The sequence below is a fragment of the Ferrimonas senticii DSM 18821 genome (genome assembly GCF_000422665.1).
GTDB lineage: Bacteria > Pseudomonadota > Gammaproteobacteria > Enterobacterales > Shewanellaceae > Ferrimonas > Ferrimonas senticii.
This window is the reverse complement of the sequence record NZ_AUGM01000001.1, coordinates 182,421-206,199: the sequence shown is the minus strand read 5'-3', so window position 1 is coordinate 206,199 and position 23,779 is coordinate 182,421. Positions and strand designations below refer to the sequence as shown.

Genomic DNA, 23,779 nt, shown 5'->3' with positions numbered 1-23,779 from the left:
GGTGGATGTCAACTATTGCAACAACCCCACTGTGGCGAACTGGTGGCCGGCATTAACTATTGCTTAGCGCAGCCCAGCGGCGAGGCACAGCGACGTCAGCAGCGGATCGAACTGCACTACCCCAGTGGCAAATTGGTGCTGTTCGGCGTTGAAGAACAATCACCACAACAGTGGGTTCTGGCCGCCAGCGGCCCTTTAGGTCAACCAAGTCTGTCGCTTCGATGGGACGGTGTCACCCTTGCGGAACAGATCAATGGCCTTGATGGTCCACTGCCTCCGCAATGGCTGTTGGCGATGGTGCAAGTGATGCAGCAGCCAGATCGCTTACAAAGCTCAACGTCGCACTGGCGCCCCTGCCCTAATGCCGATCGTTGCCAACAATTGTATCAAGATCAGCAGTTGCTGCTGACCGTCAAAGGTAGCCACCAATCGCGGCAAATCAGCCACCACCCCTATCAATTGACACTAACGGTTACCACTTTGCAGGAAACGCCACTATGAGCCACCGATTATCCCAACCAAGTATGATCTCGGCGCTGGGGATGACCCCAGCCGAAAGCTTAACGGCGCTGCTAAACCACGACCAACGCGGCTTGGTTTGGCGCGATGACCTGCACCCAGAACAGTCGGTATTGGTTGGCCAAGCCGCCCCGTTAACCACACCTTTGCAAGGCAGCCTTGCGAAGTGGGATTGTCGCAATAACCGTATGCTCAACTACTGCTGCGAACAACTGATGCCGCAACTGCAACCGCTGCTCAACGATTTCGGCGCCGATCGCATCGGGGTAATAATTGGCACTTCTACCTCGGGCATCGCTGAATATGAACTGGCATTGGCACATCAACAACAATTTGGCCAACTGCCCAACGATTACCACTATCGCAAGCAGGAGATCGGCAGTGGCGCCCAGTTCGTGGCTGACCGTATCGGTGCCAATGGGCCGGCTTACACCATCTCGACTGCGTGCTCCTCTTCCGCTAAAGCGCTGGCAGCGGCAGCGCGAATGCTCGACAGCGGCTTGGTCGATGCGGTTGTCTGCGGCGGCTGCGACAGCTTAAGTCAGCTTACTATCAACGGCTTTTGTGCATTACAGTCATACGCCCAGGGTCATTGTCGGCCACTGGCAGAGGATCGTGATGGCATCAATATCGGTGAGGCAGCGGTGTTGTTTGTCATGACCCGCGATAGCGGTGGGATTCAACTGGCGGGCTTTGGTGAGTCCAGTGACGGCTACCACGTTTCCGCCCCAGAACCACATGGGCGCGGCGCCGAAACCGCGATGCGACTAGCGCTTGAATCCGCAAACTTATCCGCCGCCAAGGTCGATTATCTCAATTTGCACGGCACCGCCACACCTCTGAACGATGAGATGGAATGTCTAGCGATCTACCGATTGTGTCGCGATAAGGTACCGGTAAGTTCAACCAAAGCACTGACCGGCCATACCTTGGGCGCGGCGGGAGCGTTGGAAGCGGCGTTAGCGTGGTTGCTGCTTAGCGACCTCAATCACCAGCGCCAATTGCCGAGTCACGCCAACCACTACCCGCTCGATCCCACACTGGCGCCAGTACTGCTGGCCAGTCATCAACATCGGTTGCCTGCCAACGGCGGCACCATCTTAAGTAATTCGTTTGCCTTTGGCGGCAGCAACATCAGCCTGCTGATCCGCCGCTTGGAGTGATAATGACCCACCCATTAGCTAAATACCTTGCGCACCGACCGCCGATGATTTTGATTGATCAACTGGTCAATTACCAACCTGATCAGCTGACGGTCGCGGTAACGCCGAGCCCGCACGCGCCGTTTTTCGACGACGCCATTGATGGCGTGCCCAGTTGGGTGGGTATCGAATATATGGCACAAGCAGTTGCCACCTTGGCCGGCATCGAAGCCGAGGCTAACGGTGAACCGATCCGCATCGGCTTTCTGCTTGGTACTCGCCGCTATCAAATCCATCAACCCCAGTTTGATCGCAACTGCTGCTATCACGTGAGCGTCAACCGCCTCTATCAAGATGACGATGGCATGGCAGCCTTCGATTGCCTCATCCAGCAGCAACAACAACCTGTTGCTGAAGCACGGATCAACGTGTTTCAGCCACGAGATCCCAATCAATTTTTAGGACAATCAGCATGAGTAAACGGATCTTAATCACCGGAGCTGGCCGCGGCATTGGCCGTGCCATCGCCCTGCGCCTGGCCAGCAGCGATCACCAACTGGTGTTGCACTACAACCAAAATCTGGCCGCCGTTGAAGGGGTCGCCGCAGAGGTGCGAGATCTTGGCGGTCAAGCCCACTTGTTGCAGTTTGAACTTAGCCAAGGCGAACAAGTACGCGCTGCAATTAGCGCCGATATCGCCGCCAACGGCGCCTACTATGGGGTGATCTGCAATGCGGGGATAAGCGACGACAACGCCTTCCCTGCGATGTCGGCCGAATCCTGGGACAAGGTACTGCGCACCAATCTAGATGGCTTTTACCACGTGGTACACCCCTGTGTAATGCCGATGGTGCAAGCTCGCCAAGGGGGCCGGATCATTACTCTGTCATCGCTTTCCGGCATTGCCGGTAATCGCGGCCAGGTCAACTACAGCGCATCTAAAGCGGGGATCATTGGTGCCACCAAAGCTTTGGCGTTGGAACTGGCCAAACGCAAAATCACCGTAAACTGCGTAGCTCCAGGGCTTATCGCCACTGAAATGACCGATCAACTGCCGAGCCAAGAACTGTCAGCGATGATCCCACTACGCCGCTTTGGCCAACCGCAAGAGGTTGCCGCCGCCGTCGCATTTTTGATGAGCGATGATGCCAGCTATATCACGCGCCAAGTCATTTCAGTTAATGGAGGCATGCTATGAAACGAGTCGTCATCACCGGCATGGCTGGGATCTCGCCATTAGGCCAAGATTGGCCGACCACGTTTACGCGACTGCAGCAATACCGCAATGCCGTAGTACCGATGCCATCGTGGGACAAATTTGAACGGATGAATACCCGCCTTGCCGCCCCGGCGCAATTTAGCAAACCCAGCCACTACGCTCGCAAAGCGGTGCGTGCCATGGGACGGGTATCCCTAATGGCGACCCGCGCCACCGAACTAGCGCTGGCGCAGGCCGGTCTGCTGGACGATCCACTGATTCAAACCGGCTGCATGGGGGTAGCCTATGGCTCCTCCACCGGCTCGACAGATCCGATCCGTGTATTTGGCAATATGCTGCAAAGCGGTGATATGACCGGGGTTACCGCCACCAGTTATATTCAAATGATGGCACACACCACAGCGGTAAATATCGGCGTATTTTTCGGTCTTAAAGGGCGCGTCCATACCACCTCCAGCGCTTGTACCTCAGGCAGCCAAGCTATCGGTTACGCCTTTGAAGCGATTCGTTCGGGTAAGCAGACATTAATGGTAGCCGGCGGTGCCGAAGAGTTATGCCCATCGGAAGCCGCAGTATTCGATACTCTGTTTGCCACCAGTATTTGTAATGACCAACCGCAATCGACTCCGCGTCCATTTGATGCCCAACGAGATGGCTTGGTGATTGGCGAAGGGGCTTGCAGCTTAATTTTAGAGGAGCGTGACCACGCCATCGCCCGCGGCGCCACTATCTATGCCGAGATCGTTGGCTTTGGCACCAACAGCGATGGCAGTCATGTTACCGAACCTAATCAAGCAACGATGGCAATTGCCATGCAACAAGCACTGGATGACGCCAATCTGAGCGCCGAGGCTATTGGTTATGTCTGTGCCCATGGCACCGCAACCGACAAAGGCGACGTTGCCGAAAGCCAAGCAACCGCCTTGGTTCTGGGCCACAAACCCATCAGTAGCTTAAAAAGCTACGTAGGCCACACCCTAGGCGCCTGCGGTGCTTTAGAGGCGTGGTGGAGCATCGAGATGATGCGCGCCAATTGGTTTGCCCCGACGCTAAATCTTACCGAGGTCGATCCCCGCTGTGGTGATCTTGATTATCTGCGGGGAGAAGGCCGTCATCTGGATTGCGAGTGGATCATGAGCAATAACTTCGCCTTTGGCGGGATTAACACGTCGTTAATCTTCAAAAGGGTACGTTGATGCCGCAACTTGTCATCATCTCGGCCAATCGCCACTGCAGCCCCTATCCAGTCTACCCGCTGGCGCTAAGTTATCTTAAAAGCTACCTACAACAAGCGTGGCCTGCACTGCAAATTTCACTGCTGGACCTGAACTTAGCGGACGACAGTCAATGGCAACAGCAACTGGCAGGCGTTAATCCCGATTATGTGGCGCTATCGCTGCGCAACATCGATGACACCGACTCGCAAAGCCAACGAGAATTTATCAGCGGCTACCGCACTCTAGTCGCCACGCTACGATCAGTAACGAAAGCACCGCTTATTTTAGGTGGTGCAGGTTACTCGCTATTTGCCAAAACCTTATTAGAACAGCTTGATGGCGATTACGGCATCGTTGGTGAAGGCGAGTTAACTCTGTTGCAATTACTGCAGCGATTAGAACAGCAGCGACCCGTCAATGGCATCGAGGGACTGTTGTGGCACAATCAAGCTGCCGCAGACTTTGTACCAAGAAAGACCTTTATTGACGATCCACAACTGCAGTTTGATGCCGATCTGGTGGCACACTATTGGCACCACAGCGGTATGTTGAATATCCAAACCAAACGCGGTTGCCCCCATCGCTGTATCTATTGCAGCTACCCCAGCATCGATGGAACAACCGTCCGGCAATTGCCAATTCCACAAATTGTCGAAAGCCTAAAGCAAGCTTGGGATCAGCACGGCATCGACTACGTCTTTTTTACCGATTCGGTATTTAATTTAACCCCCGACTTTAATGAAGCCTTGGCTAAAGCGCTGATTAAGACAGGATTGCCGACAAAATGGGGCGCATATTTTGCCCCCCATCGTCTCAGTTCTAGGCAGTTAGCGCTGTATCAGCAAGCCGGATTAACCCATTTGGAATTTGGCACTGAAGCGTTATCCGACATTACCCTTGCAAGCTACCAGAAACCGTTTCGGTTAAAACAGGTGCTGCGCACAGCCCAGTGCGCCGCTGAACTGGGACTGCATCAAGCGCATTTTTTAATCGTTGGCGGATGGGGAGAAAACCAAGAAAGCCTTAAACAGACCTTAGAGAATGCCAGTTTACTACCACCGACTGTACTGTTCCCCTACTTTGGCATGCGCATCTATCCCGACACTGGGTTAGCAATGCAGATGACCCAACGCCATCTATTGGCAGCCGAAACCGATCTGCTTACACCGCAGTACTATCTCAGCCCAGCGTTTAACCATGCCCAGTTTCAACAAGCAATCGAAGGCCATCAACAACGCTGGATATTGCCAGATGACGACCTTAGCGTTGGCATCGCTCAACTGCGGGCACTAGGAAAAAGGGGCCCATTATGGGAATACCTATAGCGACGTCCGTCTTACAATCACAATAAGGAAGTGAACCATGAAAAAAACCACCACCGCTATGCTTGCCGTTGCCACGGCGTTGACCTTAAGCGGCTGTGCCGCGCGCCAAGACATTACCGGCTTTACCCAACCGCAAAAACCAACCGAAGTCTGCATTGCCAAACACGATGCCGTTCGAGATGGCTTTCTTCGGGCGATGGAACGCGGCTTTGCCGCCAACGGCACCACCACCAAGGTTATCTCTGCCAGTTACCCGCAAAAACACGCCGCATACCAACCACAGATCAGCGATGCCGATAAACAACAGTGCCAAGTCATCGCCTATTACACCGCCAACTGGGCATGGGATCTGGCCACCTACTTAGCCTACGCCAACATTTGGGTTACCGATAATCAACAGAATCCGCTAGGCCAGGCCAGCTACCGTACCGGCGGTGGTTTGGATAAATTCATCGACGCAGAAGCTAAAGTTATCGAACTGATCAGCAGCATGTACCAGTAACGGAACGACAATGGGCCATCGACGGATGACGATGGCCCTGTTTCTCACAGTTTCACCACCGTACCGACCATAGTCACACCTGCCATGAGATGGCCGGCACCACACTGAAATTCAGTGGCAGAGCGAAAGTCCTGCTGCTTATAGTTAGAACGAATATTGACTACCGCATCACCGCCCTGTTTGCGCGCCCGATTTTGCAATGATTTAATCGCCGATAAAAACGCCCAATGACAGGCCTCCATATCGGTCTTATTAAAGGCATTGGTTTTCTTATTGGCAGTGTATTCTCCTATGCGTTTGGTGCCACTTATCAGACTGTCTTCACCAAATCGCAACTGAATATCCGTGGCAATAACGCCTTTATTTCTACCTTCTGCCAACGCCATTTCGATATTAAAATTTTGGCGAGAATCGCGGGCCTGCGCAGCAAATGAGGTGATGGTAAGCATTGTCACCCATAGCGTCCATTTAACTAACTTCATAGTTTCTCCTTGCTTAGAATTGATAGCGATAGCCCAATACCACCGGAATATCGAAGCCATCATTTAGATCGTCCAAATTAGCATTACTATAGTGCCGATAAATAATATTAAGTTGATGTCGATAGCCTTGCCCAAACCTTAGCCCAGCCGAGATTTGCGCTTGCAGAGCGAAATGCATGCCCTGCTGTCGTAAGCCCAAGCGTTTCTCAGATAGATAAGTTGGTCCTAGGGCACGAACCTGAAACAACGGCAGCATGTTGCGCCACGGTTCGGCCAGTAAAGTCAATTGCGGCACGATCGAAAACGCCTCTAATTGGCGATTGTAACCGTCAAGATTATCGCCAGAAGCCCTCAGATGCGAGTAGGAAAAACCAAGCGAGAATACCTGTTTAGGCGAACGTTGATAGTCCCACGCAAGCCAATCAATGCCGACCATATGATTGTTTTGATCAGCACCAGGTTGCGGCCCGGTTCCAGCATAGAGCCAAATTTCATTAGCTGCTGCTGGCAGCGCGAGCGCCCCAAGTAATAATAATCTAGCTAATGCTATACCCATAAAATAACTGGCCAAACACGTTGATTATTTCATGCAAATGGTAAAGCATTGCTGCAAAGCAAACCAGTTAAATATAGACAAGTGACAAATCAAAGGAGTGACGAATGAAAAAGTGTTGGTTTAACTTACTGCTGATATTGGCACTTAGCCCAGTAATGGCCGCCGAAAAATATGACCAAGCTTATTACCAAAGCATCTTTGAACAGCCCCACGCTCGCATGCATATTGATGCGGCATCAAGCTTACAGTGGGCCGGACTGAGCGATCCTGCACTGTTTGATCTGGTAGCAAAACGTCTGGAAGAGGTCGCGCCGTTTGCTGACAGTAAGCAAAATATCGACCACGCTGCGTGGTTAATAAAAGCCCTTGGATTTTCCGGTAATGAGAAATATCGAGAAGTATTGGTTCAATACCAAGGCAACAATTTTCATAAGAAACTGCGTAAATACGCCAATCAAGCCAATACACAATTGAGCCTACACGCCCAGTGGAACCCGATCATCAACGATCGCAAATTATTTGATGACCAGCAATCTTTGCACCACAACCGGCTAGCCAATATGCTGCGCAGCGATCAACTTGAGCTAAAACGGATCGCCGCCAAGCGCATACATTACGACCATTTCTACACGCCATACTTGCTTAACCTACTTGAACAACAACTTAAGCAAGAGGTAGCAACCATGGGCGGTAGCAAATTGGCCATCGACACTTACGCTTGGATGACCAAAGCACTGGCAGGTTCCAGTCAATATAAGTATCGGCCAACGGTGCAGGCTATCGCAGATCAAGCGCCGGAACGAAAGTTGCGAAAATACGCGAACCGCTATCTTAACTATTTCAAGTAGTGACAATAGCCAGCGCCGCTAGGCAATCAAAGCGGCGTTGGCTTAGCGCTCACGGGGAACCCGGTGGCGTTTTCACCCACAGACGCTTTGCCAATACGAGTCTGCGGTTACCACCGTCAATCATACGATGTCGAGCTCGCGCCGCTGCGACCAGGCCGGTAAGCATTAACGTAGTGCAGCGCTACATAAGATACCGCAAGGGTCGCAATTGCCAGTTCGATGTCCGCCATCGCATGCAACTGCTGATGCATCGCCAAGCCCCACTTTTCGGTCGCTAGCGCAAACTGGTATAGCGCTGCAGAACTTATCACCAATGGAAAGGTAAAGGCCGCATAGGCTGGGCTGAACTTCAGCTTGAGTAGATGAAAGAACGCGCCGTACACCACCATAGTCATCAGCAGCGCCACCCCAAACAGCAGCATCAGCACAATCGCAGACGGTTGCTGCACCATTTTCAAGTAACCCACCATCGACAAGCTGGCCGGGGCAGCCAAAATCGCAATGGTTGGTTTGGCCGCTTCAGCAATGTTGGGATGGAAAATTAATCGGTACAGCATCGCTGGCAGCAGGATGGCAAAAGCGACCATACCGAAGTACAACAACGCAGTAGCAATGCCCGCGTATTCTGGGCTTGGGCATGAAACAGCGGCGACAATGATCCCAACCGGTGGCACAAACCAGCTTGGCACCATGTGGCTCCAGATTGGCTCACGAACGCGGTGAAACACAAAGCTGGCCAACAATAACAAGTGCAGCAGCACCGCCAATGGCCACAGCACTTGGGTTACTCCAGGCAACAATGGCTTTACGGTCGCGGCAATCAACATCAGCGCCATCGCTGCGGTTGGCAATACGCTACCAACAACCGCATGGGCGAGATCGGCTTTTAACAGTTTTGGCGCCAGAGCAAATTTCAGTGCCAACGCCAGCAACAGTAATGCCGAAATGGAGGCAGTTACCAGAGCCAGCTGACCATCAAAGGTAAAACGGCCATCAATAATACCGCCAAGGCTGGCGATCCCTAATGCCAATCCCGCAATTGGGGTGGGAACTTGTTTAATGACGTTAGTGACTGACATGGCGCTGACTCCTTAAATTTCGGGTGCCATTATGTCAGCTTCCCCATTTAGAAAAATCGAAATAAACTAAAACGCCCATTTAGAAAAACTAAATAGAGTATCCGTTGATGCAACAGCTCTCACTACGCCAACTGCAGATGTTTCTGTCCGTCGCCCAAACTTTGAATTTGGGCACCAGTGCCGAGCAGATGTTTGTCACTCGCGGGGCGCTGTCGCAAGGGATTAAAGCGCTGGAATCGCAACTGTCGGTGTCACTGTTTAGCCGGGTCCACGGTCGGTTGCAATTGAACAGCCACGGCCAACAGTTGCTGCCATTGGCACAAGAACTGTTGGCGCGCGAACAGCAATTACTTCAGCAATTTAATCAAGGCAAGCCACTAAGTGCGCTGCGACTCGGTGCCAGTGGCACCATCGGCAACTATCTGCTGCCGCAATTATTAGCACGCCAGTGGCCAGACGATTGGCCGTATCCGAAGGTAACTCTGGCTAACAGCCAGCAACTGCAGCAGCAACTGCTGGATAACCAGTTGGATTTGGCGCTGATAGAGACCGATAGACCGCACCCACAACTGGAGTTTGTCCCTTGGCAGCAGGATCAGATGATCGTCATCGCTAATGCCAGCCACCCATTAGCCAACAGTGCAGTTAGTTGGTCGCAATTAAGTCAGCAGCCTTGGGTTTTACGTGAACCCTACTCCGGCAGTCGCGACCAGTTTGACTATCAGCTGGCGCCGCGACTTAAACGCATCAACTTGCGACTGGAATTATCATCAATTGAAGCGGTGATCGGCGCAGTCGAAGCCGGCCTTGGGATCAGTCTGTTATCAACGTTGGCCTGCCAACGACCGCTGCAACACGGGCGCCTTAGCCAGTTGTCGCTGCCAATGCCATTACCGCGGCGACTGTCCCTGTGCTTTGCCCGCAGTAATCAGCATTCGCCGCAATTGCAGCAATTAATCAGGCTGCTTTGCCAGCCGCAATAAAAAATCCCCCAAGGTTGCCCTTGGGGGATTGTTAGCTAAGTCGATTAACCGATGAAGCGAGTGATAAAACCGCTGATGGTTGAACTTGAACCGATCGCCATCACAATCACAATGAATGCGCCCAGCGAGGTCAGCCACATTGGGTGGCGGTAATCACCAACGATATCTTTGCGGCGACTGGCGATCAGGATCACTCCTAGTACTACCGGCAGGATCACACTGTTTACCAAGCCCGCCAGCATCAGCAGGAACACTGGCATGTTGATGCACGCAGTACCAACAGTGGTCAGCACGATAAAGCCAACACACCAGTACTTTTCATTACGTTCGATGGTTGGGAACAGGGTTTTAACCAGCGAAATCGCCATGTAAGAGTTGCCCACCACCGAAGTGATTGACGCTACAAATAGCACCAAACCAAAGATGTAGTAGCCCACAGAGCTGGCGCCCTGACGGAACGCATCCGCCGCAGGGTTGGCTTTATCCAAAGTCGCGCCCTGAACAATCACGCCCAGTACCGCCAAGAACAGCAGAATGCGAATAACTACCGCGATGCTGACGCCCATGATCGCCGCTTGGCTGATAGCTTTCAGTTGGTGTTGCCCTTTCAGGCCAACATCCACCAGACGCTGGGCGCCGGTGTAGTAACCACCAACGGCACCACCAACGATGGTTAAGGTTGGCAGCAGCAATGAGTTAACGTCGGTTGGCATCATCCCCGCTGCTACTACTGGCGCCAATGGCGGCATGGTGGTCATCGCCACATAAGCGATCAGCACGATCATCAGCAGACCAAGGTAACGCGCCATGCTATCGATGTGTTTCGAGGCGTTGTGGGCCAAGAACAGTACGCAGCCAAGCAGACCAGTAAACAGCGTCCCCCACAGGGTATCGGCGCCAGTCAGCACATTCAGGCCCAGCGCCGAGCCAGAAACGTTACCGAAGTTAAATGCCACGGCCCCTAAGGCCAACAGAATGCCAACCGCGTAACCCAGACCCGGAGCCACCTTGTTCGCAATATCTTGAATACGCAGACCAGAGACGCCAACCACCCGCCATAGGTTCATAACGATACCGAAGGTGATCAGAATCGACGCCAACACCGGGAATGCCATATCAATCTGATACAGATTGGTAAATACGGTGGTTTGGGTCAGAAAGCCAGGACCAACTGAAGTGGTGGCCATCAGAAAGGCGACACTCAGCAGCGCTTTTTTATTGATGGTAGAGGCCTTGCTTGGCGCAGGGTTCGAAACCGATTCGCCGTTAGCGATGGTCGAAGAGAGGGTATTGTTAGACATGGGCGCTCTGCAAAAAGTTGATGTTTCCTATTTATAAAAAAGGAAACACAACCGTCAGAGACAGTTGTCCTAGAGTGGCGATGGACGCCTTTAGATTTTAGAAACAACAGCTTAGCGAACAGCCACTGCGATTTCGGCGCGCATCTTAATCACCAAATTGATTAATGTCTAGCACTTTTCTCAACTGAAATTATTTGGCTGGTGAACCACCATTCCGACGGCCCCAATGGTGTTAATCCTTGTGAGAAAATGACTAGCCTCACCTTAACTCTGCCGCCATCAATGCGTGAACCGCTGCCATCGGCATCGTCGCCCTCCACTGCACCAAAGCTACAATCACAACCGAAAGCATCTAACAACAAACACTTAGTGTAAAAACAGCAGATTGTGTTAGCAGCAGGTTAACACCAAAGAGATAGTCACCAACTAATGCCATCTAGCTCACAAATTCCAATGTGATCAATTGTGAATTTCACAACCGTGCGTATTGTGCTCGCCAATTTGTTATTGCTCGTATGCGTTTATTTAGGGGAACAGCAGTGAAAACAGCTAATGGTAAGTTGTCGCTGATGATGTTTATCGAATGGTTTATCTGGGGTGCGTGGTTCGTACCGCTGTGGCCGTTCTTGAATGCCAATGGTTTTACACCAACCGAGATCGCTTGGTGTTACGCCTCCAGCGCCATCGCCGCAATCATCTCGCCAATTCTGGTGGGCTCGATCACTGACCGTTTCTTCCCAGCGCAAAAAGTACTGGCGGTGTTAATGGTTGTGGGTGCGGTGCTGATGTATCTGGCGGCGCAGCAACTGACCTTTGCCACCTTCTTCCCACTGCTGCTGGCATACAACCTGACCTACATGCCAACCATCGCGCTGACCAACTCGATTGCGTTTTCCAACGTGGCCGATGTTGAGCGTGATTTCCCACGCATTCGAGTACTGGGCACCATCGGCTGGATCGCTTCCGGCGTGGCCTGTGGTTTCGTACCAACTTGGCTGGGCTACGGCGACATCTCTGCCTCTAACATCCCACTGTTGATCACCGCTGCAGCGTCGCTGGCACTGGGTCTGTTTGCCATCATGCTGCCAAACACCCCACCAAAGTCCACCGGCAAACTGAGCCTGAAGGTGATGCTGGGTCTGGATGCGCTGGTGCTACTGAAAGATCGCAACTTCCTGGCGTTCTTTGTCTGCTCCTTTATGTTCAGCATGCCATTGGCGTTCTACTACATCTTTGCCAATGGCTTCCTAAGCGAAGTTGGCATGAGCAACGCCACCGGCTGGATGACCTTAGGTCAGGTATCTGAAATCTTCTTTATGCTGGCGCTGCCGTTCTTCACCAAGCGCTACGGCATCAAGAAAGTACTGCTGCTGGGTCTGATCACTGCGGGCATCCGTTACGGCTTCTTCGTGGTAGGCTCTGCCGACACCTGGTACCTGTACTCGCTGCTGTTCGCCGGTATTCTGCTGCACGGCGTAAGCTACGACTTCTACTACGTTACCGCCTACGTATACGTAGACAAGAAAGCACCACCACACATGCGTACCGCCGCTCAGGGTCTGATCACCCTAGGCTGTCAGGGCATTGGCAGCTTGCTGGGTTACCGCCTCGGTGGCTGGATGATGGAAAAGATGTTCGCCTACGACACACCACAAAACGGCCTAACCTTCGACTGGGCAGGCATGTGGGGCTTCGGTGGCCTAATGATCATCGTCATCTTCGTCCTGTTCTTCTGGTTCTTCCGTGAATCCGACGGCGAAATCAGCGCCATCAAAGTTGATGAAAAACAAGCGGCTTAATCCGCACTGAATTAACTACCAACCCGCAAGGTACCTACCCTGCGGGTTTCTCTGTTTCTCAAGGTAACTAACACTATGCTGACTCAACATAATCGAATCCTCGGCGCGTTCTACGGCCAAGCATTGGGCGATGCCATGGGTATGCCATCGGAACTGTGGCCACGCAGCCGCGTTAAAGCCCACTTTGGTTGGATCGATCGCTTTTTAGATGGTCCGGCGGAAAACAACGCCGCTTGTTACTTTACCGCGTGCCACTTTACCGACGACACCTCAATGGCACTGGCATTGGCCGATGCCATCATCAGCCACGACGGTCAGATCGTGCCAGAAACCATCGCCCAGAACGTGCTGGATTGGGCTGAAGGCTTCGACGCCTTCAATAAAAACGTGTTTGGCCCGACCTCAAAAGTAGCGATGAACGCCTTTAAAGCCGGCACCCCAATCAGCCAACTGGATAACATGGGCGTTACCAACGGTGCCGCCATGCGCGTATCACCACTAGGCTGCTTACTGCCAACCAACAGCCTGCCGCAGTTTGTCAGCGAAGTGGCACTGGCTTCCAGCCCGACTCACAAATCCGACATCGCCATCGCCGGTGCTGTGGCCATTGCCTGGGCGATCTCCAAAGCGATTGAAGGCCACAGCTGGACTGTGATTGCCGATCAACTGCCGGCCATCGCCAACGCTGCTCAAGCCCAGTGCGCTAACACCTTCAGCGCCTCTATGGGCGCCCGCATTGAGCTGGCGCTGGATGTGGCCCGCCAAGGCAACGGTACCGAACAGACTATGCAGCGGATCTACGATCTGGTTGGCGCTGGCACCAGCACCATCGAATCGGTGGCTGCCGCGATTGCGATGGTGGAACTGGCCGAGACTTGCCCGAACCGCTGCGCTATTTTGTGTGCCAACTTGGGCGGTGACACCGACACCATCGGTGCCATGGCGGTGGCCATTTGTGGTGCCCTAAACGGCGAACAAGCGATTGACCGCGATCTGAAAGCGCAGATGGATGCCGCCAACCAACTGGACTTTGACGGTTACGCCACTAAGTTCTTGGCGCTGCGCCAACAGCGAGAAGCCGCCCATGCTTAACGGCACGCCAGCGCAATTACTGCGCAATAAACTGGCCAGTCTGCAGAGCCAGCAACCTTTATGCATCCTCGGTGCGGCGGTGATTGATGTGGTGGTTAGTACCCCACGCCTGCCAAGCAGCGGCGATGACATTGCGGTCGAGGAAAAAGGCATTCATGTTGGTGGTTGTGCATTAAACGTCGCCATTGCCTTAAAACGATTGGGCATCGATTCGGTTAATGCCCTGCCACTGGGTAATGGTCGCTGGGCCGATCTGGTTCGTAGCGATCTGGCTAGCCGCGGGATCAGCACCGCCCTGCCGGTTGATCCAACCATGGATAACGGCTGGTGCATGGCGCTGGTTGAACCCTGCGGCGAGCGCACCTTTATCTCCGTGACTGGGGTTGAGGACAACTGGAGCCAACAGACCTTAGCCAGCCTTGGTCAGCTAATCGGCTACATCTACGTCTCTGGCTACCAGCTTGCCGGTCGCAGTGGTGAACTGCTGCTGACCTGGCTAGAGCAGCAAACCGATGCCACGGTAATGGTCGATTTTGGTCCTCGCCTGCTGGACATCAGCGACGCCTACATGACTCGATTGATGGCGCTTAATCCGATTGTCACGGTCAATCGCGATGAGGCCACGGCGCTAGGAATGGATGGCAGCGTTGCCGCCTTTGCCCTTTCCTGGGTCGAAAAGCACGGTGGTCAACTGATTGTCCGTCTGGATAAAGACGGGGCTTATGTGCTTTGTCGTGACAACAACGGCAACCTGTGGGGCGAGATAGTCGAACCATTTGATGCCACCGTCGTCGATACCATCGGCGCCGGTGACAGCCACGCAGGTGCCACCTTGGCCGGTCTTGCCAGTGGCTGGTCATTGGCGGAATCGGCATTACTCGGCAATGCGGTAGCCTCTTATGTTGTCAGCCAGCAGGGCGGCGACTGTGCCCCATGCTCGGATACGTTAAGCGATTACCTCAGCCGCTACTAAGGGCAATAAACCAAGCCAAATATCAAAGGAAGCCCAACGGCTTCCTTTGTGGTTTTCTGAGCGATTAATTCAGTCAATGTTTTATCAATGATTGAATTAAATGCTCGGCATATTAATCAGTGATTCAACTTAAGCGTCAACAGCGCTGCGAAAATTGCTCATTTAGACGTCAATTGCATCTCGGTTGCTCTGAAAGTTCGACAATGTGCAAGACTTTTCAGCTTGTCTAACGAAATTTATTACCGTTTCGCCCCATTTCTGAAAGTCCTTAATTCAGTTACAATTTTGGCCTTTTCGCGACTTGCCGCTGGCCCGTGGCTATGGGATAACAAGCGCGTTTTACAAGCCCCAAATTAACCGGTCTAAGCAGGTAATTGGGGATTCTGATGCAGTATTTTCAGGAGTTCAGATGCGGCAAATGCGCACTCTTGCCTCGGCAATTGCAGCCACGCTGTTGGTTGCCAGCGGCACTTCTTACGCTCAAGGCCCAGGTGCCCCACAAAGCGTACCGGTCGATGTCATTAACGTTGTCAGCGCCCCTCAAACCATCACCATTGAGCTGCCAGGCCGTAGCCACGCTTATCAGCAAGCAGAAGTGCGCCCTCAGGTTAATGGCTTGATCGAATCGCGGCTGTTTGTTGAAGGCGGCAAGGTGACTGCCGGTCAGTCGCTGTACCAAATCGACGATGCGTTATATGAAGCGACTCTGGTCAGCGCTAAAGCTCAGCTAGAACAAGCCAAAGCGCAACTGGCGTCCACTAAGGCCACCGCCGATCGTTACCGTGATCTAGTAAAAACCAACGCTGTCAGTCAGCAAGAGTTTGACCAAGCGGAAGCGGCTTACCTGCAAGCGCAAGCTGGCGTAGCGGTAGCTAAAGCCGCCATCCACACCGCTGAGATCAACCTGCAGTACACCAAAGTAGAAGCACCGATCTCTGGTTACATCGGCAAATCTGCGGTTACCCCAGGTGCACTAGTGGGTGCCGGCCAAGCGCAAGCGTTGGCGATGATCACCCAACTGGATCCAATTAACGTTGATATGGTGCAGTCCAGCGCCCAGATGCTGCGCCTGAAGCAGCGTCTAGCCAGCGGCGACCTGGTTGCTGCCGAAAACGATGCCATCACCCTGATTTTGGAAGATGGCAGCGTGTACCCTCACACCGGCAAACTGCAGTTCTCTGAAGTGACCGTCGATCAAGGTATGGGCAGCGTAGCCCTGCGTGCCGAGTTCCCGAACCCAGATGGCCTGCTGATGCCAGGCATGTTTGTGCGTGCCCAAGTCAATGTTGGCACCGCACCAAACGCCATTTTGGTACCGCAAAAAGCGGTATCTCGCACCCCGAAAGGCCAAGGTATGGCGATGGTCGTGAGCAAAGACAACACCGTTGAAGCTCGCCCGGTACAAACCGCCGAAGTGATCAACAACCAATGGTTGATCACCGATGGTCTGAAGGATGGCGACCAAGTGATCGTTAACGGCCTGCAGAAGATCCGCCCAGGCGCGCCGGTTGCGGCAACCGAGATCACCACCGTCGCGGCTCAATAAGGTAAAGGCAGGTTTATGGCTCGCTATTTTATCGATCGCCCCATTTTCGCGTGGGTGATCGCCATCATCATTATGCTTGCGGGGGCCTTGGCAATTACCAAATTGCCGGTGTCCCAGTACCCAAGCATTGCCCCGCCAACGGTGGCAATTACCGCTAACTACCCGGGCGCGTCGGCTAAAACCGTAGAAGACACGGTGACGCAGGTGATTGAACAACGGATGACCGGTTTGGATCATCTGCGCTACATCAAGTCCACCAGTGACAGCTTTGGTAACGCCGAAATCACCCTGACCTTCAACGCCGAAGCGGATCCAGACATCGCCCAAGTACAGGTGCAGAACAAACTGCAGCTGGCGATGCCATTGCTGCCGCAAGAAGTGCAGGCACAAGGTGTGAGCGTGGCTAAGACCAGTGCTGGCTTCCTGCTGGTACTGGGCTTCGTGTCGGAAGACGGTTCGATGAACGAATCGGACATCGCCGACTACGTAGCCGCGAACGTACTGGATCCAATGAGCCGCGTGGCTGGTGTTGGTGACGTACAGCTGTTCGGTGCCCAGTACGCCATGCGTGTTTGGATGGATCCGCTGAAACTGGAGCAGTACTCACTGACCTCCAGCGACATCGTGATGGCCATCCGTGAGCAAAACGCCCAGGTATCGGCCGGTCAGCTAGGTGGTACCCCGTCCGTCTCTGGGCAGCAGCTCAACGCCACCATTTCCGCGCAAAGCCGCCTGCAAACCGCCGAAGAGTTCCGCCAAATTGTGCTGAAGTCGGACGCCAACGGCGCCAAGGTATTCTTGGGTGACGTTGCCAAGGTGGAAGTCGGCGCTGAAAACTACATGGTGCAGGCGTTCTACAACGGCAAACCAGCATCCGGTATGGCGATCCAGCTGGCCACCGGCGCTAACGCGCTGGCCACCGCCGAAGCGGTAATGAACCAAGTGGACGAGATGCGCCCATTCTTCCCAGAAGGGTTGAATGTGGTACTGCCGTTTGACACTACCCCGTTCGTCAGCAAATCGATCGAAGGCGTGGTCAAGACCCTGCTGGAAGCGATCGTGCTGGTGTTCCTGATCATGTACCTGTTCCTGCAGAACTTCCGCGCGACCCTGATCCCGATGATCGCGGTACCGGTGGTATTGCTGGGTACCTTCGGGATTTTGTTCGTTGCCGGTTTCTCGATCAACGTACTGACCATGTTCGCGATGGTACTGGCCATCGGCCTGTTGGTGGATGACGCCATCGTAGTGGTGGAAAACGTTGAGCGAGTGATGTCCGAAGAGGGTCTAAGCCCACTGGAAGCGACTCGCAAATCGATGGGCCAGATCACTGGCGCACTGGTGGGTATCGGTCTGACCCTGTCGGCGGTATTTGTACCGATGGCATTTATGGCCGGCTCTACCGGGGTTATCTACCGTCAGTTCTCGATCACCATCGTTTCCGCGATGGCGCTATCGGTACTGGTAGCAGTAATTCTGACCCCTGCCCTGTGTGCCACCATGCTCAAGCCAATTGAGAAAGGCCATGGCCTGACCAACAAAGGCTTCTTTGGTGCCTTTAACCGCTGGTTTGATCGCCTGACCAACCGCTACGAAGCGAGCGTGGCGTCGATCATTCGTCGTACTGGCCGAGTGTTCATCATCTACTTGGTGCTGGTAGCGGCGACCGCGTGGGTATTTACCCGTCTGCCAACCGCGTTCTTGCCGGATGAAGACCAAGGGGTAATTTTCAGCCAGGTTATCCTGCCGGCAAACTCTACCCAAGAGTCGACCGTTAAGGTGATGGATAAAATCAGCAACTACATGCTGGAATCCGAAGCACAAAACGTTCAGTCGGTATTTGCGGTATCGGGCTTCTCGTTCGCCGGTATGGGTCAAAACATGGGTCTGGCGTTTATCGGCCTGAAACCGTGGGATGAGCGTACCGAGCCAGGTCAAGATGTACAGTCAGTGGCTAACCGTGCCATGGGCTACTTCATGTCCATCAAAGAAGCCTTTGCCTTTGCCTTTGTACCGCCTGCGGTAATGGAGCTAGGTACGGCCGGTGGTTTCGACTTGTTCTTGCAAGATAAGAACGGTCAAGGCCACGAAGCGCTAACCAATGCCCGTAACCAATTGCTGGGCTTGGCGGCTCAGAATCCCAACCTAGTGGGCGTGCGCCCGAACGGTCAGGAAGATGCGCCACAGTACCAACTGGATATTGACCACGGCAAACTGCGCGCCCTGGGTCTAAACATCAATGACGTTAACGCCACGCTGGCAACTGCTTGGGGTGGCGCGTACGTTAACGATTACATCGATCGCGGCCGCGTTAAGAAGGTATTCGTTCAAGGTGAAGACCAGTACCGGATGCAGCCGGAAGATCTGGACAAGTGGCACGTACGCAACAACCAAGGTCAAATGGTGCCGTTCTCGGCATTCGCCACTGGCCACTGGGAATACGCTGCGCCTCGTCTAGAACGCTTTGGTGGTGTACCTGCGATGAACATCCAAGGTGCCACCATTCCGGGCTTCAGTACCGGTGCGGCGATGGCCACCATGGAAGAGCTGGCGCAACAGCTGCCGCCGGGCTTTGGGATCTCTTGGAACGGTCTCTCTTACGAGGAACGTCTGTCTGGTAACCAAGCCCCTGCCCTGTACGCGCTGTCGATTCTGGTGGTGTTCCTAGTACTGGCAGCACTGTATGAGAGCTGGTCGGTGCCGTTTGCGGTAATTCTGGTGGTGCCTCTGGGGATCATCGGTGCGCTGCTGGCGACCTACGGCCGTGGCCTAACCAACGACGTATTCTTCCAAGTAGGCCTGTTGACCACCGTGGGTCTGGCGACCAAAAACGCCATTCTGATTGTGGAATTCGCCAAGGAATACTACGAAAAAGGCGACTCGCTGTTCGATGCGACTCTGCACGCAGTACGCGTACGTCTGCGCCCAATTCTGATGACCTCGCTGGCGTTCGGTCTGGGTGTTGTACCACTGGCGATCAGTACCGGCGTAGGTTCTGGTGCTCAGAACGCGATTGGTACCGGCGTATTCGGCGGCATGATCAGTTCCACCTTCTTGGGGATCTTCTTCGTACCGCTGTTCTTCGTGATTGTTGAGCGTCTGTTCAGCCCACAAGAGCGTCAGCTAGCCCGCGAGCAGAAACAAGCCCGCAAACTGGCCAAGCAAGCGGCTAAAGGCCAATAAGCCTTAACCTGAGCTTTAGAACAACAAAGCCCCGCCAATGCGGGGCTTTTTAGTATTTAGCAACTCATGCCTGCTATGGCTTGGGCTCTAGCTGTGGCTCTTACTAACAACTAATCACTGACAACTAACTACTGGTCACTGACGACTAACAGCTAATCACTGGCAACTAACGACTACTCACCAATAACTGGCAACGTCAATCAAACGTCTGCGGCCGCAACAAAGGCGATCTCAACCAGATAGTCCGGATCCGCCAGTTCCACCTTCAAACACGCACGGCTTGGGGCGCAGCCCTGTGGCAGCCACTGCACCCACAGCTCATTAAAGGTCGCTAAATTGGTGAAATCGGTAACGTAGATGGTGACCGAGATCAGCTTGGACTTATCGCTGCCCACCAGTGCCAGATTCTGTTCCGCTTGCGCAAACAGTTGCAGGGTTTGACCTGCAAAGTCAGCGCTGGTGTCTTCAGCCACCTCAACAAAGTGGGCCATCTGGTTAAACACGGTCACATCCGACCATTTTTCGCTTGGATTAATACGGGTGATGCTCATTACGACCTCTTTTCTAATAACAAAAAGGCAGCCTCGTGGCTGCCTTAAATCGTTTGCTGCCTGTTGGCAATTATGCGCTAACTGGACCAATCCAGTGGTAGTGGTTGTTGGCTTTTTTGCCCAACATCCCTTCATTGATCAGCTCGATAAACAGCTGATCGACCTCTTCGTTGGTCAATTTAAAACGACGGGCTACCGCCTTTTTAGTGCAGGTAATGTTGCCGCTGGCCAACGCCTCACGGATCTGCTGCTCGCGGCTTGGCTGCTGCGGCTGGGATTGCGCTTCTGCGGCCATCGCCGTTGGCTCGACCACAATGGTTGCCTCTGCAGCCGCGGTTGCGGTATCGCCAACCACCGAGTCATACACCACGTTCGGCTGCGCCGCCGGACTGCCCTGCTCGTAACTTGGCAGGTAGAACGAACTGCTGGTGGCGTACACCTCACTGATGTCGTCAATGGTCATCATCTGATTACGCTGGTAGTAATGGCGGAAACGCACCTCTTCACCAATCACGCCAACGAAAAAGGCCGCGAACAGATCCAGCAAAATTGACAAGAACACCACCAGCAGCAACTGCGCCTGCGCGGATGTGGTGCCCAAGGCCTTGGCCAGGCTGTCAATCAGCCCCAGTACTGATCCCTGTGCCACCGGTGGCAGCGCATCACGCTCTTCCGCCAAACGCTGTTGTTCGGCCCGCAGCTTTTTATTCTCGGCTTGGATCCGCGCTACGCCGTTGGCGATGCGCTCCATCTCGATGTATTTAGCCGCCGCTTGGTTGTTTAGCTCGATCTGCTGATCGATGGTTTCAATCTGGTGGTTGTAAGAATCGATTTTCGACTGCGCTACCGCCATATGGCTTTGGGCGGTATTAGTGGCACTGTTGATGCCGCCAATACTGCCACCAATCGAGATGATCGCTAACACCAGATAGAAACCAAAGGCGTTTAACGCGCCAAACAGATTGCCGTGAGAACGACGCTCGCCGAACTCGTACCAGGCGTAGAACTTGCCGGCTTCAAAGATGATCGCCAAGCCACCAAACAGCGCTTTCATCAATGGATCGTCATCAATCGACAAAAATAGCAGCAACGAGAAAATGGTAGAGGTGACGATCGCCGCGCCAGTAAAGGCGTAAACGCTGGCCATGGCAAACCCGCCTTTAGGGTAGCGATGGCTAAGTTGATGTTGGTAGTTCATTGAATGTATTCGGTGTTGCCGTCCTACGACCAGCCAAAACCGCCGCAGAAAAAAAGAGGAAAAGCCCACCAAAACCGCGCCAGCGCTGGTTTTTAGTAAAAGCTCAAGTGCCGCGAGGCTATAGAAAAGTGTCGAAAAAGTAAATCAATCCACCTGTGGCAAGGTACTTAACGCTCAGCAATACAGCAACTTGCTGACAATAACGACAACTTGGATGAATTTACTGGCACTTAAAACGAAAACGCCCCCAAGCCGCAAAGTGCTTGGGGGCGAGCGCATTCTCAATCGTGCTAGACAATAAACGCCAAGAACCCTTGCAGAATGATCAGGTTAACGATGTCGATAAAGAACGCCCCGACAATCGGCACCACCATAAACGCCTGTGGTGACGGGCCATAACGGTTAACCACTGAGCCCATGTTCATCACCGCCGTCGGCGTTGCCCCAAGGCCAAAGCCACAATGACCGCTAGCGATAGTGGCCGCATCATAGTTGGCCCCCATCACTCGGAAGGTGATCAGGTAACAGAACAGACCGATGGCGATGGACTGAATGGTCAAAATGATCAGGAATGGGATCGCCAGATCAAAAATGTTCCACAGTTTCAGGCTCATCAGCGCCATCGCCAAGAACAGCGACAGCGACACCGTACCCAGTACGTCCAAGGTTTCCGCTTCGATTTTGCGAACCTTGGTCACTTCCAGCAGGTTGGTGATCACCACCCCGATAAACAGCGCGTACACGAAATCTGGGATGTTCAGCCAAGCAATGCCAAAGCCTTTGACGAAGCCTTCAAGGTACTTAGCGCCGTTAACACACAACAGCATGATGAACAGCAGCTCAATCACCTTCTTAGCGGTGACTTTGTCTTCTTCATACTCGTTGTAGGTCACCTCTTCTGGGTGCTGGCGACGATTATGGCTGGAACACACGTAGCCAGATTTCAGATTGCGTTTTTCGATCAGACGCTGCGCCACCGGCGAACCGATAATGCCGCCAGCAATCAAGCCAAAGGTCGCGGAGGCCATGGCGATCTCAAGGGTATTGCTTAACCCGTAAGTATTCTCCAAGGTCGCCGACCACGCGGCACCGGTACCGTGGCCACCAGACAGGGTGATGGAACCGGCCAGCAGGCCCATTAACGGATCCAGCCCCAGCAGCGATGCCAATGACACGCCAATCACGTTCTGCATCACGATACACAGTGATGCCAAGCCTAAGAACAGAAATACCTTAGCGCCACCTTTAACCAGCTGGGTGTAATTGGCCGCCAAACCTACGGTGGCGAAAAACATCAGCATAAAGGTGTTTTGCAGCGGCAGGTCGAAGGTCAGATCAACGCCATTAAAGTGCAATGCCGTAATACCGCAAGCAACCACCAAACCACCAACAATCGGCTCAGGGATGTTGAAACGTTTTAATACTGGCAGCCAAGAGCTGATGATATGACCGAGAAACAGCACGCTGATGGCAATCATAAATGATTCCAGCGCGCCGACAGAAATTACCTGATTCATAAAGTCACAAACCAAACTTAAATTGCGCCGGCGTCCCTTCGATGCGCTTGTTATTATGCTTAAGCCAACCGTATTACCTTCCTAGCGATACGACATTAACGCTGGCCTAGCACTAAAAAGCTATCATCAATGCGCCTCGCCAACGTTCGCAAGCGAAATCTACCGCCATAGCGCGAGTCAACAAAGTAAACTTTGAAGTCACCCGCACTTTTGAACAAAACAGCCACTAAAGTTGCGCAACATTTATCCGCCAATTTCGATAACTTGCACCGCAACTATGGTCAAAGGCGATAACAAATCACTCAGTTTTTGACCATTTTGGTTGAATTTTGCGCCAATTTTAGCAGAAGAAACTGAACGATAGTTCAATCTGTCAGGAAACTCTGACGCGGCAATATCATCAGATTAATCGCTCAATTAAGACAACAGCGGCAAATCATCATCGCCTTAAAGCAATAGTCAACTGAGCAAGAGATGGTAATAAGAGGAGTAGCAGGTGCAAACAAGCAACTGCCGAAGCAGAACCCGACGCCTTGGTTAGCAGAGTGATTCGGCGTCGGGTTCGCCACCAGTGTGAAAGCACGAAAGTCACGTGGTGGCAGAGGCGCGAGGTCGCTGGTAAGTGACGGTAGAGTGATACAAGGGGTATGCCACTCTGGATAACGCCTTTCAACTGCAGTCTACTGCGCAATAATTAAATAACCACCATTTAATTGCCAACGCCAATGCGCTAGCGCAAAGAAATGG

General features: G+C 53.2%; 21 protein-coding genes. 14 read left to right on the top strand and 7 right to left on the bottom strand.

Annotated features, from left to right (window positions below; translation table 11 throughout):
- Window positions 1-15: 15 nt before the first annotated feature.
- The 7 genes from G506_RS0100965 to G506_RS0100935 are packed head-to-tail and all read left to right on the top strand — an operon-like array spanning window position 16 to window position 5,924.
- The gene (locus G506_RS0100965) at window positions 16-501 is read left to right on the top strand and encodes a DUF3261 domain-containing protein (RefSeq protein ID WP_169628055.1); all 486 of its coding nucleotides are present in this window, start codon (window positions 16-18) and stop codon (window positions 499-501) included.
- The gene (locus tag G506_RS0100960) at window positions 498-1,682 is read left to right on the top strand and encodes a beta-ketoacyl-ACP synthase (RefSeq protein WP_028115243.1); all 1,185 of its coding nucleotides are present in this window, start codon (window positions 498-500) and stop codon (window positions 1,680-1,682) included. The genes G506_RS0100965 and G506_RS0100960 overlap by 4 nt, the downstream gene beginning before the upstream one ends.
- A 2-nt stretch (window positions 1,683-1,684) precedes the next feature.
- A complete protein-coding gene (locus G506_RS0100955; protein ID WP_035386870.1) occupies window positions 1,685-2,137 on the top strand; it encodes a hotdog family protein in 453 nt (150 codons plus the stop codon).
- Complete coding sequence (gene fabG, locus G506_RS0100950) at window positions 2,134-2,859, top strand: 3-oxoacyl-ACP reductase FabG (RefSeq protein ID WP_028115241.1); 726 nt, start codon at window positions 2,134-2,136, stop codon at window positions 2,857-2,859. The genes G506_RS0100955 and fabG overlap by 4 nt, the downstream gene beginning before the upstream one ends.
- A complete protein-coding gene (locus tag G506_RS0100945) occupies window positions 2,856-4,076 on the top strand; it encodes a beta-ketoacyl-ACP synthase (protein WP_028115240.1) in 1,221 nt (406 codons plus the stop codon). The genes fabG and G506_RS0100945 overlap by 4 nt, the downstream gene beginning before the upstream one ends.
- The gene (locus G506_RS0100940; protein WP_035386869.1) at window positions 4,076-5,422 is read left to right on the top strand and encodes a lipid biosynthesis B12-binding/radical SAM protein; all 1,347 of its coding nucleotides are present in this window, start codon (window positions 4,076-4,078) and stop codon (window positions 5,420-5,422) included. The genes G506_RS0100945 and G506_RS0100940 overlap by 1 nt, the downstream gene beginning before the upstream one ends.
- Window positions 5,423-5,459: 37 nt before the next feature.
- Complete coding sequence (locus tag G506_RS0100935; RefSeq protein ID WP_028115238.1) at window positions 5,460-5,924, top strand: Sbal_3080 family lipoprotein; 465 nt, start codon at window positions 5,460-5,462, stop codon at window positions 5,922-5,924.
- Window positions 5,925-5,968: 44 nt separating this feature from the next.
- On the opposite strand, the gene G506_RS0100930 is transcribed toward G506_RS0100935, so the two are convergent.
- A complete protein-coding gene (locus tag G506_RS0100930; RefSeq protein ID WP_028115237.1) occupies window positions 5,969-6,406 on the bottom strand; it encodes a hypothetical protein in 438 nt (145 codons plus the stop codon).
- A 13-nt stretch (window positions 6,407-6,419) separates the two neighbouring features.
- Window positions 6,420-6,977: an acyloxyacyl hydrolase gene (locus G506_RS0100925; RefSeq protein ID WP_156904749.1), complete on the bottom strand. Its 558-nt coding sequence runs from the start codon at window positions 6,975-6,977 to the stop codon at window positions 6,420-6,422.
- Between the two features lie 89 nt (window positions 6,978-7,066).
- Between G506_RS0100925 and G506_RS0100920 the strand changes: the two genes are divergently transcribed.
- The gene (locus tag G506_RS0100920; protein WP_028115235.1) at window positions 7,067-7,810 is read left to right on the top strand and encodes a hypothetical protein; all 744 of its coding nucleotides are present in this window, start codon (window positions 7,067-7,069) and stop codon (window positions 7,808-7,810) included.
- A gap of 116 nt (window positions 7,811-7,926) precedes the next feature.
- On the opposite strand, the gene G506_RS0100915 is transcribed toward G506_RS0100920, so the two are convergent.
- Complete coding sequence (locus G506_RS0100915; RefSeq protein ID WP_028115234.1) at window positions 7,927-8,889, bottom strand: TDT family transporter; 963 nt, start codon at window positions 8,887-8,889, stop codon at window positions 7,927-7,929.
- A gap of 107 nt (window positions 8,890-8,996) precedes the next feature.
- Here G506_RS0100915 and G506_RS0100910 point away from each other — a divergent pair, with 107 nt between their 5' ends.
- Window positions 8,997-9,872 (top strand): LysR substrate-binding domain-containing protein, encoded by an 876-nt coding sequence (locus tag G506_RS0100910; protein WP_035386868.1) that lies wholly within the window; start codon window positions 8,997-8,999, stop codon window positions 9,870-9,872.
- Window positions 9,873-9,916: 44 nt separating this feature from the next.
- Here G506_RS0100910 and G506_RS0100905 read toward each other — a convergent pair whose 3' ends face one another.
- On the bottom strand, window positions 9,917-11,173 hold the full coding sequence (locus G506_RS0100905; protein ID WP_051201790.1) for an NRAMP family divalent metal transporter: 1,257 nt from the start codon (window positions 11,171-11,173) through the stop codon (window positions 9,917-9,919).
- 539 nt (window positions 11,174-11,712) lie between these two features.
- Here G506_RS0100905 and G506_RS0100895 point away from each other — a divergent pair.
- From G506_RS0100895 to G506_RS0100875, 5 genes are all read left to right on the top strand, one after another.
- Entirely contained in the window at window positions 11,713-12,972 is a 1,260-nt protein-coding gene (locus G506_RS0100895) for a nucleoside permease (protein ID WP_028115231.1), read from the top strand.
- Window positions 12,973-13,047: 75 nt separating this feature from the next.
- Window positions 13,048-14,064 (top strand): ADP-ribosylglycohydrolase family protein, encoded by a 1,017-nt coding sequence (locus G506_RS0100890; RefSeq protein ID WP_028115230.1) that lies wholly within the window; start codon window positions 13,048-13,050, stop codon window positions 14,062-14,064.
- Window positions 14,057-15,037: a PfkB family carbohydrate kinase gene (locus G506_RS0100885; RefSeq protein ID WP_051201789.1), complete on the top strand. Its 981-nt coding sequence runs from the start codon at window positions 14,057-14,059 to the stop codon at window positions 15,035-15,037. Before G506_RS0100890 ends, G506_RS0100885 begins: the two co-directional genes overlap by 8 nt.
- Before the next feature lie 409 nt (window positions 15,038-15,446).
- Complete coding sequence (locus G506_RS0100880) at window positions 15,447-16,583, top strand: efflux RND transporter periplasmic adaptor subunit (protein ID WP_028115228.1); 1,137 nt, start codon at window positions 15,447-15,449, stop codon at window positions 16,581-16,583.
- 15 nt (window positions 16,584-16,598) lie between these two features.
- Window positions 16,599-19,766 carry an efflux RND transporter permease subunit gene (locus G506_RS0100875; RefSeq protein WP_028115227.1) on the top strand — a complete coding sequence of 1,056 codons (3,168 nt, stop codon included), beginning with the start codon at window positions 16,599-16,601 and terminating at the stop codon, window positions 19,764-19,766.
- Between the two features lie 200 nt (window positions 19,767-19,966).
- Here G506_RS0100875 and G506_RS0100870 read toward each other — a convergent pair whose 3' ends face one another.
- From G506_RS0100870 to gltS, 3 genes are all read right to left on the bottom strand, one after another.
- A complete protein-coding gene (locus tag G506_RS0100870; RefSeq protein WP_028115226.1) occupies window positions 19,967-20,317 on the bottom strand; it encodes a RidA family protein in 351 nt (116 codons plus the stop codon).
- Window positions 20,318-20,387: 70 nt separating this feature from the next.
- Window positions 20,388-21,515: a bZIP transcription factor gene (locus G506_RS0100865; RefSeq protein WP_028115225.1), complete on the bottom strand. Its 1,128-nt coding sequence runs from the start codon at window positions 21,513-21,515 to the stop codon at window positions 20,388-20,390.
- Between the two features lie 290 nt (window positions 21,516-21,805).
- Window positions 21,806-23,032 carry a sodium/glutamate symporter gene (gene gltS, locus G506_RS0100860; RefSeq protein WP_028115224.1) on the bottom strand — a complete coding sequence of 409 codons (1,227 nt, stop codon included), beginning with the start codon at window positions 23,030-23,032 and terminating at the stop codon, window positions 21,806-21,808.
- Window positions 23,033-23,779 lie beyond the last annotated feature (747 nt).

Coding starts and splice junctions, on each gene's coding strand:
- G506_RS0100875 (WP_028115227.1), top strand. CDS start 16,599: ATGGCTCGCTATTTTATCGATCGCCCCATTTTCGCGTGGGTGATCGCC.
- G506_RS0100870 (WP_028115226.1), bottom strand. CDS start 20,317: ATGAGCATCACCCGTATTAATCCAAGCGAAAAATGGTCGGATGTGACC.
- G506_RS0100955 (WP_035386870.1), top strand. CDS start 1,685: ATGACCCACCCATTAGCTAAATACCTTGCGCACCGACCGCCGATGATT.
- gltS (WP_028115224.1), bottom strand. CDS start 23,032: ATGAATCAGGTAATTTCTGTCGGCGCGCTGGAATCATTTATGATTGCC.
- G506_RS0100915 (WP_028115234.1), bottom strand. CDS start 8,889: ATGTCAGTCACTAACGTCATTAAACAAGTTCCCACCCCAATTGCGGGA.
- G506_RS0100960 (WP_028115243.1), top strand. CDS start 498: ATGAGCCACCGATTATCCCAACCAAGTATGATCTCGGCGCTGGGGATG.
- G506_RS0100885 (WP_051201789.1), top strand. CDS start 14,057: ATGCTTAACGGCACGCCAGCGCAATTACTGCGCAATAAACTGGCCAGT.
- G506_RS0100920 (WP_028115235.1), top strand. CDS start 7,067: ATGAAAAAGTGTTGGTTTAACTTACTGCTGATATTGGCACTTAGCCCA.
- G506_RS0100930 (WP_028115237.1), bottom strand. CDS start 6,406: ATGAAGTTAGTTAAATGGACGCTATGGGTGACAATGCTTACCATCACC.
- fabG (WP_028115241.1), top strand. CDS start 2,134: ATGAGTAAACGGATCTTAATCACCGGAGCTGGCCGCGGCATTGGCCGT.
- G506_RS0100865 (WP_028115225.1), bottom strand. CDS start 21,515: ATGAACTACCAACATCAACTTAGCCATCGCTACCCTAAAGGCGGGTTT.
- G506_RS0100890 (WP_028115230.1), top strand. CDS start 13,048: ATGCTGACTCAACATAATCGAATCCTCGGCGCGTTCTACGGCCAAGCA.
- G506_RS0100880 (WP_028115228.1), top strand. CDS start 15,447: ATGCGGCAAATGCGCACTCTTGCCTCGGCAATTGCAGCCACGCTGTTG.
- G506_RS0100945 (WP_028115240.1), top strand. CDS start 2,856: ATGAAACGAGTCGTCATCACCGGCATGGCTGGGATCTCGCCATTAGGC.
- G506_RS0100935 (WP_028115238.1), top strand. CDS start 5,460: ATGAAAAAAACCACCACCGCTATGCTTGCCGTTGCCACGGCGTTGACC.
- G506_RS0100940 (WP_035386869.1), top strand. CDS start 4,076: ATGCCGCAACTTGTCATCATCTCGGCCAATCGCCACTGCAGCCCCTAT.
- G506_RS0100905 (WP_051201790.1), bottom strand. CDS start 11,173: ATGTCTAACAATACCCTCTCTTCGACCATCGCTAACGGCGAATCGGTT.
- G506_RS0100910 (WP_035386868.1), top strand. CDS start 8,997: ATGCAACAGCTCTCACTACGCCAACTGCAGATGTTTCTGTCCGTCGCC.